Source organism: Terriglobus tenax (assembly GCF_025685395.1).
In the GTDB taxonomy this organism is placed as follows: Bacteria; Acidobacteriota; Terriglobia; order Terriglobales; family Acidobacteriaceae; genus Terriglobus; species Terriglobus tenax.
Window position 1 is genome coordinate 836,676 of sequence record NZ_JAGSYA010000004.1, and the last position, 12,341, is coordinate 849,016.

The window sequence follows — 12,341 nt, forward strand, 5'->3', positions numbered from 1 at the left end:
ACATTAGTCCGAATTACTGTTGTTGGATGTTTTGCTCCCACAAAAGATTCCCGACAATCGGTTTCAATTGCGTTTCTCTTGCGGGCAAAACAAAAAGGCCAGCGCCGGTAGAAACCAGCGCTGGCTCGCACGCACGATGGCTAAAAATCAGCCATCGTGTACCTGTAGGCAGCGACCGCACGCTGGTGGTCGGCCAGTGCTGTCACCCGCTTGATGGCCGCTTCCAGCGTCGCCTGCTCTCGCAGATTCAGCAGAAACAGCGTGCCTTCTCCAAGGTCGAACTTCGCACGCTCGGCCTGCTCCAGTTGCCTGGTGATGCTGAGCTCTTCCTGCGCCAGCTTCAACCGCTGCGATGCCGTTGTCAGCGCCGAGATGGCATCCTGTACCTCTTCGCGAATCGTGTCCCTCGCAAACTGCTCCCTCTGCGTGTATTGCGCAACCTTGGCCAGCGAAGACTGGATCTTGCCCTCGGCCACGCGTCGCTGGATCGGCAGCTCGAATACGATGCCGGCCCGGAACTCCTTCGGTCCGCGGCTGACGCCATCGCGTGCTCCCAGTCCATTGGCAAAGCTGGAGGTAAAGTCCAGTTCGGGCAGCTTCTGGTTCTTCGCCAGCTTCAAGTCCACATTCGCGGAGGCGCGCTGGGCTGCCACACGCTGCGCATCCGGACGCTTCTCCAGGGCCAGCGCAACCGATGCCTCCATGTTGTCCGGGTCAGGAACCTGGCTCTGCGTCACCTCAGGCGGCAGCTCATTTTCCGTGGGAACAATTGGCTGTCCGGCCGCATCACGATAGAACAGTGACAGGTCAAGCGCGGCGGCCTGCAACGATCGCGTAGCTTCCACCACCTGGCCCTGGCGCTGCAGAATCGCCTTGCGATTGTCCATCGCATCAATCGCGGGCAACTGGCCCGAATCCACTCCCAGGTCCAGCAGCGACTGGCGGCTCTGTGCAGTCTGCAGCACATTCCGCGCAATCGCCAGCTTGTTGCCGGCCGCCACCCAAAGCCAATACCGCTGCACGGCGCTGTTCATAATGGCAAGCCGCTGCTGCTCCACAGACAAGCCCGCAATCTGCTGACCGATCTCCGTCTTGGTCAGATCCGCACGCCGTGAGTCAATGCTGCGGTCCCGAACGATTGGAAGCCGCACGCCGACCTGGTACTCACCGCCGGAGCGCGTCTGGTACTTGCCCTCATACACCGGGAAGTAGCCCTCGCCAACGCGCCAGCCGCCAAAGATGTCCGCGCCTCCCCACCGCAGCGGTTGCTCCACGGTGACATCGGCGACGCGGTTTTCGTAATAACCAAGAGCGTTGTTCTCCGCCTTGGTCTTCACCTTGGTATCGAACTTACCTCGCGCGGAAATCGCATCGGCGTTGGCCTGCTTGATCTCTTGCAGCGCCGCCAGCAACGGCGGATACGCCCTTCGAACCGCCTCTTCCACATCCGCCTGCTGCAAAACATCTGCACGCATGGAGTAGCCCGATACCAGCAGGCAGCAAATGGCAAAAGCTTTATGAAACCAGTTTCTGCCTCCACTCATCACTTCTTCTTCTCCGTTGCTTTGCCGTCTCCGGTCGTCTTACCGAACTTCTCCTGATCGACAACAGGTGCGAATCCGTTGAACAAACGCCACAGTTCAAAGCCCAGCGAAACGCGGTTGAGCAGCACCCATCCATGCACGCGAACACCCTGCCGCAGATACCGCAGATCCGGCCACGGAGTCCTGTCGTTCGGATCAGGCTCTACCAGGATGCGGAACTTGCCGCTGCCATTGTCCGTCGGATCAACCAGCCGGACCTTGCCGCCAAAGGTACCCACAGCCACCGACGGCCAGCCCGTGAACTGGATCGCTGGCCAGCCTTCAAACTGCAGCCGCACCTTGCGCCCGGGGCTGATCAGCGGCATATCGCGGCCCGCTACCCACAGCTCAACAATCGGCGCGGAGTTATCAGGCACAAACGAAGCAATCTCTTCGCCCGCTTTCAACACGGCGCTGCCCGGCTGCGCCACCAGGCGGAAGATCGTGCCATCCGCCGGGGCCGTGATCGTCTGCGTCGCCTGGCGATTCACCTTCACCTGCACCGGCTGCAGCGCCGCCTGTGCGCTGGCAATCTCTGACCGTGCAGACTGCTGGCTCGCCCGCGCATCGTTGATCAAAGCGCGGCCAACGTTGTTCGTCTTGCCCCGTTCGGCCTCACTCGTCCGCAAAGCGTTGCGGCTCTCGCTCAGTGCGGCCTTGCTCTTCCTCACATCCGCCACCGCGGCTGTGTACTCGGCCTCAGCTACTTCCACCTGGCGCTTCGACACAACACCGTTCGGAAACAGCACGCGCACACGGTCGATATTCTTCTTGGCGGCAATCTCCTTCGCCTCTGCGGAATCGACCGCTCTCTCCGCTCCCTCCACCTTGTCCTGCGCCTGGCGAATCTTGTTATCGGCCGCGTTCAGGTCATTCACAAGTTGCGACTGCACCTCAAGAAGACGGCTGCCCAACTGCTGCTCGCGCGCAGTCGCGGCACGAATGCGATCTTCATACGCGTCTTTCTCCAGGCGCAGCCGCTCAGGCATTGTCGGATCAATGTCAGCGATATCGACAATCGGGCTGCCCTTCGTGACATGGGTTCCTTCAATCACATGCCAGTTCACAACGCGGCCATCGACCGATGTGTCGATCGCCTGTTGCCGTTCGACCGGCGTCAGCGCGGTCACACGCCCGGCGCCATCGATATTCTGCTGCCATGGCGAAAACAACGCCAGGATGATCAGCAGAAGAAGGCCGCCCAGCATCAGGGCAATCGCCCGTATTGCCTTCGGCGTGCCCAGGGTTTCCATAATGGACATCTTGCCGGTGGAGGTTTGATCTTGCGTAGCTGTCGTCACTATGCGTGCTCCTGATTGTTGTTGCCAGGTTGGGAGTGGCCGCTCTCATAGAGCGAGCCCGAAGACAGGCGATAGATACGCCCGCAGCGCCGTAGAATCTCCGGCCGGTCCGAGGTCAGGATCAGCGTCCATGGAGCATCGGGCGCCAGCAGCGTATTTACCATCGGATCGTTACTCTCCAGCCCTTCCATCTCATCCAGCAATCCATCCACCAGCACGACCGCTGGTCTGGCCAGCAACGCGCGCGCCACAGCTAACCGCAACGCCTGCGTACGCGTCAGCGGCGAACCTCCCGTGGAGAGCCGCGTCTGCAGGGCGTCGGAAAGGCCGCTTACCGCCGCCTGCAGGCCCACCTGCTCCAGCACGGTGCGAATCCTCCTGGCGTCAACATCCGCTCCCAGCGTGAGGTTCTCCAGCAGCGTTCCGGCAAAGATCTCCGGCCTGCGGACAAGCGCAATCCGCGTCCGCAGGTTATCCAGCCGCAGCTCACGATAGTCGTGGCCGTCAATCTCCAGGTGGCCCTTCGTCGGTGTACGCAGTGAAGAGATCAGGTCCAGCAGCGTCGACTTGCCCGAGCCAAGCGAGCCATGCAACGCCACCTTCTCACCGGCATTCACGTTCAGGTTCAGGCTATGCAACAGGCTCGGTCCATTTTCATAGCGATACTCCACGCCAAACACCTGGACCGAAGCAGCGGATCCCGCCTCCAGAACATAGCTTCCAAGCTCCTTCTCCACCGGAAGATCTTCCAGGAAGCCCAGCTCATCCATCGCGGCAGACAGGTCGTAGAAGCCCTCCAGCGACTTGTTCAGCTTGGTAAAGCCATACACCACCATGCCGACCACCAGTTCACCGGCAACCAGCTGGCCCAGCGTAAGCTGCCCTACCGTCACCAGGTAACCGCCAACGCCCAGCAGCGCCGAAAGCGCAAAAGCCTGCAGCGCCAGCGATCCAATGTTCTGCCGCAGCTCCACGCGGAAGTGCGACGTACGCTCCTCAACATAGGTGGTCGTCAGCGCATTGCTCCGCAACCAGCCGAAGTTTCTTCCCTGCGTGGAGCGGAAGGTACCGCGATGACGCGCCAGCTCTTCCAGCCACGCCAGCACTTCATACTTCGCCTGCGATTCCGCAATGCTGGTGCGGATAGCGCCGCGTCCCAGGCCGAACAGGATGAACACAATCATCAAAAACAGCACCGCATCAAACAGCAGCAGCAGCGGATGATAGATCGCCAGCAGCAGAAGCCCAACGATGGTCTGCATCAAAATCGTCAGGCCGTCGATCAGCAGCAGCGAGACGCTCTTCTGCACAATGGCCACATCCAGAAAGCGATTCACCAGCTCCGGCCCGTGGGCGCTGTCAAAAAAGCTGCTCCGCCCCCGGATCAGCCGGTCGCTCACATCTCCCGCCACACGGACAAAGATGCGCCGCTGCAGGATTTCCACCAGCCAGTGGCGCATCACCTGGATCGTTCCAGCGGCAGCCAGCGCCGCAAACAACAGGATCGACAACACCAGCAGCGGTTGCAGAACCGTGCCAAATGCAACCGTGTTGATCAACGCCTGCGAGGCAACAGGAAGTGCCAGCGTCAGCAGACCAATCGCGATGGAGTACGCAACAACTACCCAGAGATCAGAACGATCCGGCTGGAGGAGGCGAAATAAACGTTGTAAAGGGGTATGGAGCGGCTGATGAGAAGAAGAATGAGACATGGCCTCTTTTGATTTATTTTTCGGGTTCGTTCCCGCAGACGCCTGGCCAGAGAGGAATCCGCGACAGAGACAGAATTAATCGTTCTATGCGCTCGTCGAAACGCACCAAGAAGTGTTGTGAAAGGAGGGCATCTTTTAGTTTGGGCCCTTCCTTTTCGTTCTCATGGTTCGACGCCACTACCATTGTGACGATAGCGGAAGCAGAGGCCTGGTCAGACCAATCTTTCGCCCTCCGCCCTGCAATCTTTTGTCCAGAGATACCCATCTTTTGGCCACAACTCCGGACGCCTCACCCATACGAAGCACGCATGGGAAGTAGCACAAACGCGCGGGACATTAAAACAACAACGCCGGCCTCCATGGCCGGCGTTCCGAAAATCCCGATCTCAACAAGCGCTCTACCGCACGCCCCACTTCAGCTTCGTCCGCAGCACATCAAACAATCCCGTATCGTACTGCTGGATCAGCTTGACGGCGTGCTGCGATCGGCGGCAGTGCAGCTCATCATCCACCTTCATCTCCACCGCCTCCTGGCCATCCACGGTCAGGTAGGTCTGGTCTGCCACGCCTTCCACCTTGATCTGGATCTCGGAATCGCCATGCACCACAATCGGACGAATCGTCAGCAGGTGCGGACAGATCGCATTGACGATCATCGCATTCACATCCGGCATCACAATCGGCCCATTGGCCGCCAGTGAGTACGCCGTCGATCCCGTCGGTGTCGAAACAATCATGCCATCGGCCCGGAAGGTCGCCACCAGCTTGCCATTCAGGCGGATCGTAAAGTCGCCCATGCGGGCAATTGCTCCCTTTGAGATCACGACGTCGTTCAGCGCTTCAAACTCGCAGAACACCTTGCCGTCGCGCCACAGCTCGGCGTGCATCATGCTGCGCTCATCCACCTCGCAACAGTTCACACACCAGGCTTCCAGGGCCTTGTACAGGTCCTGGATCGGAATCTCCGTCAGGAAGCCCAGCGATCCCAGGTTCACGCTCAGAATCGGCGTTCCGGTCTTGGCAAAGGCCCGCGATGCGCTCAGCAGCGTTCCATCGCCACCCAGCACCACCACCAGCTCCGGCTCCAGCGCCGGCATCTCCGTCCGCTCCACCGAGTGCTCTGACTTGGCATACCCGGCCGAGACATCGTCGAAAATCGGCTCAAAGCCTCGTGACACCAGCCAGGAAGCAAGTTCCGGGAGAATAGTTTCCAGCTCAGCCTTCTGCGGTTTGGAGATGATCGCGACCCTACGCATGCTTAGCCCAGTGTACCTTCCGCCGGCCCAAAGACGGCATGCAACAGGAACTCGCGGTTCCCTTCGCCGCCTTCTCCGCCGCCAAGAATGGGAGAATCGATCACCTCAATCTCCCCTCCGCCAAGCTCCGCCACGCACTGGCGCACTTTCTCCACCGCGCCCTTCTGCGCAGCCTCATCCCGCACAATGCCGCCCTTGCCCACGGCCTCGCGTCCGGCCTCAAACTGCGGCTTCACCAGCACCACCATCTGTCCGGGCCAGCTTCCCTGCTCCGCCGCCTTCAACGCTCCCACCACCGCGGGCAACACCAGTGTGGCCGAGATAAAGGAAACATCCATCGCCAGAAAACGAATCCCCGCCGGCAGATCGCCCGGCTGCAGCAGCCGCGCGTTCGTTCGCTCCCGCAGGTTCACCCGAGTGTCCTGGCGCAACTTCTCGGCAATCTGCCCGGCCCCGGTATCCACACCCAGCACCTCGGCGGCTCCATGCTGCAGCATGCAGTCCGTAAATCCGCCGGTCGAGACACCCACATCCAGACAAAACAAGCCGTTCAGATCCACATTCCAGTGCTTCAACGCATGTTCCAGCTTCAGACCGCCGCGGCTCACATACCGCAGGTCGTCGCCCAGAATGCGAACGACGGCATCGGCAGCCACCGGTGCTCCGGGCTTGTCCAGCTTCTGTTCGTTGACCAGTACACGGCCGGCCATAATCATGGCCTGGGCTCGCTCCCGGCTGGGAGCAAGCGCGCGTTCCATCAACAGCTTATCGAGGCGAAGTTTTGCAGCGGCAACCACTTATGGCAGAGTACACTCAAAGCCATACGACTGCGTGCATGGGAGAATTCTCTGTAGAATGAGCGGGATGACCCGCCAGTTTGCATCTCACACATGCAACCCTTTCATGGCATAAAACCACTTTCGCAACGCACTTAATCCGGAACCGCCGCCAGACCGTTCATGTATCGAGACCCTGAAGTGAGGACCGAGCCCGGAAGCCCGATGCGCGATGATGCATCCCTGCTCGCCCTTGTCCGCAGGGGTGATGAGCAGGCGATGGCAACGCTCTATGACCGGTACTCGCGGGTGGTCTACTCGGTGGCTCTACGGGTCCTCAGGGATCCGGGCACCGCGGAAGATGTGTTGCAGGACGTTTTTATGCAGATCTGGCGCAATCCGGAGACCTTTGAGGAGACCCGTGGCACTCTCGGCGCATGGCTGGCCGTCGTCGCCCGCAACCGCTCCATTGACGCCCTGCGCCGCCGCCGCCCCACAGATTCCGTCGAAGATGTCATCCTCTCCTCCGGCTTCAACCTGGCCGACGAGGCAGAACGCAACGCCCTGATTGAAAAAGCCCGCACCGTCATCCAGAATCTGCCCTCAGAACAACGCAAAACACTGGAAATGGCCTTCTTCGACGGCCTGACGCACACCGAGATCTCAGAAATGACAGGTGACCCGCTTGGCACCGTCAAAACCCGCATCCGCAGTGCGCTCATTTCACTGCGAAGGAGCTTCCAGGCATGATCGAGCCCAGACACATACCGGCCGACGACCTGGCGCTCTATGCCATGCAATTCCTCACGCCCGAGGAAGCCGCGGTGGTGCAGACCCACCTGCGCACCTGCCCGGACTGCCGTCGTGAACTGGCCACCATCCAGGGCGATCTGGCGGCCTTCGCCCACACCGCGGAGATGCAGTCTCCGCCCACGCTTTCCCGCCAGCGCCTCATGACCCAGGTCGGCCACGAGAAGAAGGCCATCCCTGCGCCGGAGCCAATGTTGCGCCCCCACCACTCCTCTGACGGAGCGGTTCCCTTCGCTGGCTACGGACGCCAGACCTCCTTTGAGGACGAGTACGAAGACGAGGCGCCGCGCAAGACCGGCATCGGAACCCTCATCTTTGGCTGGGCCGGATGGGCCGTGGCAGCGGGCCTTGCCGTGGGTGGTTTCTATATCTACCGCCAGCGCGAGGAGCTGCAGCAGACCCTGCGTATGAATACGGCGCAGATGGCCAGCCTCTCAGAAGACGCCGCACGCGCGCGCACCATTCTCGACGCCCTGTCGGACAACACGACCCAGCGCGTCACCCTCACCCGCGCGGAGACCGCTCCTGCTCCCACCGGACGCGTCATCTATCGCTCCGACCGCGGCGTGCTGCTCTTCCTCGCCAGCAACATCGCTCCGGTCGCTCCGGACAAGACCTACGAGCTCTGGATCATTCCGACCGACACCAGCCGCTCACCCATCGCCGCCGGCACCTTCAAGCCGGATGCGCGCGGCAACGCCTCCATCGTCCTTCCCGATGTTCCAAAGGGCGTGGACGCGAAAGCCTTCGGTGTCACCATCGAAAACAATGGCGGCTCCCAGGTTCCCACGCTGCCCATCATCATGGTGGGCATGTAAGCAACAAGACATCGGTACAAGCAAAAGGGCGGACCCCCTCGGGGTCCGCCCTTTCTCTTACCTGAAAACTGGTTACTGTGCGTTCCGGCGAACGGCAACGCCATTTCCAAGCACGTCAATGGTGGTGTACTTGGTGTCGGTGCTGGTGTCGATCACCGTCAGCAGGTGCGAATCGCGGGCCGTCGTGTAGACCTTGCCCTTCGGCGTTCCGGTCACGGCGGTAATCCAGTTCGGATGCCCCGAAACCTTCACACGCGCGGTCACCGTGTTCGTCGTCAGGTTCACGACATACACCACGCCATTGCTCGCATCCGAATTCGTCGGATCGTCATCGCACATCACGTAGGCACGCGTAGCATCCTGCAGAGCGGAGACCTGCGTGCAGTTCTTGCCCAGCGGTACCGTCGCTACAACCGTTCCAAAGTCCGTCGCGTCCACCGGGTTGGTCGAGTCGCAGTTCGGATTGCTGGTCGAAGCATTCGCATTGCACAGCGGAACATTGATGATGCTCAGCGAACTGGTCGTCGATCCCTGGTTCAGCACCAGCAACTCATTGATCGTCGAAACCGTATCCGCCCAGACAGGCGTGGTTCCCACGGCAAGCGTGGGGTGCGCCGTATCCAGCGCATTGGCCTGCGCATTGATGACCGAGATGTTGTTGCTGCCCTTGTTCACGACAAAGACACGCTTCCCGTCAGCGCTCATCACGCCGTAGATCGGCTGCGTTCCAACATTGATGGAGGTCGAAATCGTGGAGGTCGCCGTCTCAATCGCCGCCGCGGTTCCCGTCGTGCCCGTACCCTGGCTGATGGCATAGTAGCGGGCCGAACCGGAGAGTCCGATCACGTACTGCGGATTGGCGCCGACGCTGTACTCCTGCCGCAGCGATGCCGGCGAACCGCCGACAATCTGGCCAATCGCAGAACGGCCAGGCTCGCTGACATACGCGCCCGCGGAGGTTGCCACCAGGGCATTTGCCTGCGCATCGGAAAACAGCGTCGTCGAGTAGACGATATTTGTCTTCAGCGTGGGAGAGACATCGAAATTGTTGAGCAGCGTTCCCGTCGAACTCGCATGCAGCGAGTAGCCCGTACCGCCGTTGCTGGCAGGCAGCAGGTCGAAATACGTGGGCTTCGGATCGATGTTGGCCACCGCCAGCACCGTGTCACCCGCGAAATCGACCACGGTGATCAGGCCGGGCTGATTATTTCCAGGGTCGGAAACAACGGCCAACAGCTTTTGCGGCTGCGTTGCCGGGCCGACCGGGTTGATGGAGCTGATGACAGCACGATACGTATTGCCGCAACCGCTCAACGGAACCAGCGATGCCGCTGCTGCCAACACTGCACCGGCCTTGGCCAGCATTTTCACTGCGCTACGAACTTCTGAAGCCAAACCATCTCCCAAACGCAGACCGAGGTCCGATATGCTCAAAGCCGATTGTAAATCACAGGTGCAGGAGCAAGACTATCCTTACGGTTCCCGGAAAGACCATTCCCGCCAGCAGAGACCGGCGGCAGTCCAAATTCCTCACAGGACTCTGCGGTTGCTGCCTGCTGCTCACCTGTTTTTCTATCCTGAACTTCAGCATTGGACGCGCAGGATTCTCCTTCGTCGTCCCCCCGCTGGCAATTTCCCTGCTTTTCGCCGCGGTTGTCTTCAGCCTGCGCGCAGCCACCCTGGGCGGCACCCTGGTCGGCGCCATGATCTGCTTTGACCTCGTCAGCTGGACCCGCGACTACAACAAAACCCTTCTGCACTCCGCCCTGACTCCTCTTCTGGCCCTGTTCCTCCTCACCTGGGCCGCCACCAAAACCCGCCGCAGGCAGAAAGAACGCCTCGGTCTCGCCGAACCCAAGCACGGCCGCAACGCCGCACAGGTCTGCGCCAACCTGGCCGTCGCCGCGCTCATCATCACCTGGCTCGGCGCAACTCTCCTTGGCAAGACACTGAAACTTCCCTTCCCCTTCAGCTACTTCGCCTCGCTTGCCGCCTGCCTCGCAGCCCTGGCCGAGGCCACGGCCGACACCCTTTCCTCCGAGCTCGGACAGGTCTTCGGCGGCGATCCATGGCTCGGCTTCCGCCGCGTCGCGCCCGGCACCGACGGCGCCATCTCCCTGGCCGGAACCCTCATTGGCGTTGCCGGAGCAGCCGCCATCACTGGCATCGGCTGGTGGGCCTTCCTGTTGACGCCCCGCGTCGCCGCCGCCGCCTTCTTCGCATCCCTGATCGGCTTCTTCGCCGACAGCCTGCTCGGCGCTACCGTCGAGCGCGCCGGATGGCTCGGCAACGACCTGGTGAACTTCATCTCAACCCTGATCGCAGCCCTGGCCGCCGCCGTCGGCATCAGCCTCCTGCGCTAGCTCAAAACACCTGTTTTGCGTTGTCATCCCGACCGCAGCGGAGCGAAGTGGAGGGACCTGCATTTGCACTTCGTTTTCTTGTTTGTCATTCCGCAGCGAAGCGAAGGATCCCCAGGCTAAAGGTCTTCTGCACCCACCCACCAGCGATGAACAAAACTCGCGGGAACGTGCAAGCGCACGGCGGTGTAGCTGACAATTTCGTGCAGAATCCTCATCCGGTAGTCCCACGGCGTAATGCGGCCATAGATCGCCCGCGGCGACGTCCACACATTCAGGCCTGCCTGGCGGCACAGCTCGCGGATGCGGAACAGGTGCGATCCGTCGCTGACCACCACGATGTGCTGCCAGCTGGAAGCACGCGCCAGGTCCGCCAGCACCTGCACCTGCTGCTCCGTATCGACGGACCGCGTCTCCGGGATGATCTTGTCGTAAGGCACGCCATTCGCCAGCAGGTAGTCACGCCCCACGCCACCCTCCGTGCGTCCGGAGTCTTTCTCGGATCCGCCGCCCAGCGTCACAATCACCGGCGCAACCTCCAGCCGGTAGAGCGCCACCGCCTTGTCCAGCCGCGCATGCAGCACCGGTGAAGGCCGCCCGCCATACTCCGCTGCTCCAAAAACAGCAATCGCATCGGCCGTCTGCGCCTGGTCCTCTTCCGCCACGCGCACTATCTGGCGATACACCCAGGCGCACCACAGCGTGGCCCCAAGCAGGACCAGCAGCAGCAACCAGCGCCAAAAGTGCCATTTCCGTTCAGGCATGTGCTTCCATCATACGAAGCCGGGTAAAGTGACCAGGATCAGGTCCGCTGCAGGGCCAGCGCAATCTCGTGCGTAGGAATCGCGCCCTCCCGCAGAATCATCCACGACGAACCACCGCCGCTCAAATCGACAATCGTAGTCGGCAGCGAACGCGCCGTCGGTCCGCCATCCACAATCAGAGGGATCTGATCGCCAATCTGCTCGCGGACACCGGTGGCATGGGTGCACTCCGGCAGACCTGCAAGATTGGCCGAAGTCGCCGTAATCGGCAGCCCCAGCTTGGCGGCCACCGCCCGCGGAATCGCCGCCTCCGGCACACGCAGGGCCACGTTGCCCGTCTGTGCCGTCACCCGCAGCGGCAGCTTGCCGCCCGCCTTCACAATAATGGTCAGCGGACCGGGCCAGAACTTCTCCGTCAGCCGGTCAAAGGCCGTGTCCAGGTCCCGGGCCAGCTCGTACGACTGCGAGACCTCGGAGAGCAGAAGGCTCAGCGGCTTGTACTTCGCGCGCTTCTTGATCTCGTAAATGCGCTCCACCGCGCGAAGATTGACCGGGTCTACGGCAAGTCCATAGAAGGTATCGGTCGGGATCCCAACCACTTCACCCTGGTTCAGGCGTTCGGCCACATAGGCCACCATATCCGGCTCCGGTTCATCCGGATGCATACGAACAACGTCAGCGCTCAATACGGTCCCTCGGAAACTTGATTCAGGGTAACGGCGCACGGTTCCGGGTGCAAGGTGCAAGCAAAATGCCCCGCATTTGCCGCCGACGCTTCCGCCTCTTTCTCATCCTGACCGAGGCAAAACGGAGTGAAGGGATCTGTATTGCCTCTCTCGTCCTTTGTCCTTCTGTAAGGATCCGCTTCTCCACCACTCCCGTCAGAGAAGTCCAACGCCGGCCTCCGCAAACCGAGTTTCCCTTGACACCCCGCTGCTGCCGCCACTATGTTTCGTTGCAG

The 12,341-nt window shown here is 61.2% G+C and carries 11 protein-coding genes; 3 read left to right on the top strand and 8 right to left on the bottom strand.

Annotated features, from left to right (window positions below; translation table 11 throughout):
• Positions 1-140: 140 nt before the first annotated feature.
• The 5 genes from OHL13_RS09020 to OHL13_RS09040 all read right to left on the bottom strand — a co-directional run bounded on the left by OHL13_RS09020 (position 141) and on the right by OHL13_RS09040 (position 6,649).
• Positions 141-1,475 carry a TolC family protein gene (locus tag OHL13_RS09020; RefSeq protein ID WP_263409799.1) on the bottom strand — a complete coding sequence of 445 codons (1,335 nt, stop codon included), beginning with the start codon at positions 1,473-1,475 and terminating at the stop codon, positions 141-143.
• A 68-nt stretch (positions 1,476-1,543) separates the two neighbouring features.
• Complete coding sequence (locus OHL13_RS09025; protein ID WP_263409800.1) at positions 1,544-2,884, bottom strand: HlyD family secretion protein; 1,341 nt, start codon at positions 2,882-2,884, stop codon at positions 1,544-1,546.
• Positions 2,884-4,596, bottom strand: a complete 1,713-nt coding sequence (locus OHL13_RS09030) for a peptidase domain-containing ABC transporter (RefSeq protein ID WP_263409801.1) — start codon at positions 4,594-4,596, stop codon at positions 2,884-2,886. Before OHL13_RS09030 ends, OHL13_RS09025 begins: the two co-directional genes overlap by 1 nt.
• A 398-nt stretch (positions 4,597-4,994) precedes the next feature.
• A complete protein-coding gene (locus OHL13_RS09035; RefSeq protein ID WP_263409802.1) occupies positions 4,995-5,852 on the bottom strand; it encodes an NAD(+)/NADH kinase in 858 nt (285 codons plus the stop codon).
• Between the two features lie 2 nt (positions 5,853-5,854).
• Positions 5,855-6,649 carry a TlyA family RNA methyltransferase gene (locus tag OHL13_RS09040; RefSeq protein ID WP_263409803.1) on the bottom strand — a complete coding sequence of 265 codons (795 nt, stop codon included), beginning with the start codon at positions 6,647-6,649 and terminating at the stop codon, positions 5,855-5,857.
• Positions 6,650-6,853: 204 nt separating this feature from the next.
• Between OHL13_RS09040 and OHL13_RS09045 the strand changes: the two genes are divergently transcribed.
• Both OHL13_RS09045 and OHL13_RS09050 read left to right on the top strand, forming a co-directional pair.
• Complete coding sequence (locus OHL13_RS09045; RefSeq protein WP_263409804.1) at positions 6,854-7,378, top strand: RNA polymerase sigma factor; 525 nt, start codon at positions 6,854-6,856, stop codon at positions 7,376-7,378.
• Positions 7,375-8,256, top strand: coding sequence for an anti-sigma factor (locus OHL13_RS09050; protein ID WP_263409805.1), 882 nt, complete (start codon positions 7,375-7,377; stop codon positions 8,254-8,256). The genes OHL13_RS09045 and OHL13_RS09050 overlap by 4 nt, the downstream gene beginning before the upstream one ends.
• A 72-nt stretch (positions 8,257-8,328) precedes the next feature.
• Here OHL13_RS09050 and OHL13_RS09055 read toward each other — a convergent pair whose 3' ends face one another.
• On the bottom strand, positions 8,329-9,627 hold the full coding sequence (locus tag OHL13_RS09055) for a YncE family protein (protein WP_399255507.1): 1,299 nt from the start codon (positions 9,625-9,627) through the stop codon (positions 8,329-8,331).
• On the opposite strand from OHL13_RS09055, the gene OHL13_RS09060 reads away from it, so the two are divergent.
• Positions 9,582-10,619: a DUF92 domain-containing protein gene (locus tag OHL13_RS09060; RefSeq protein WP_263409806.1), complete on the top strand. Its 1,038-nt coding sequence runs from the start codon at positions 9,582-9,584 to the stop codon at positions 10,617-10,619. The two genes, OHL13_RS09055 and OHL13_RS09060, sit on opposite strands and share 46 nt — an antisense overlap.
• Positions 10,620-10,735: 116 nt before the next feature.
• On the opposite strand, the gene OHL13_RS09065 is transcribed toward OHL13_RS09060, so the two are convergent.
• Entirely contained in the window at positions 10,736-11,380 is a 645-nt protein-coding gene (locus tag OHL13_RS09065; RefSeq protein WP_263409807.1) for a YdcF family protein, read from the bottom strand.
• A 38-nt stretch (positions 11,381-11,418) separates the two neighbouring features.
• Positions 11,419-12,045, bottom strand: coding sequence for an L-threonylcarbamoyladenylate synthase (locus OHL13_RS09070; RefSeq protein ID WP_399256072.1), 627 nt, complete (start codon positions 12,043-12,045; stop codon positions 11,419-11,421).
• Positions 12,046-12,341 lie beyond the last annotated feature (296 nt).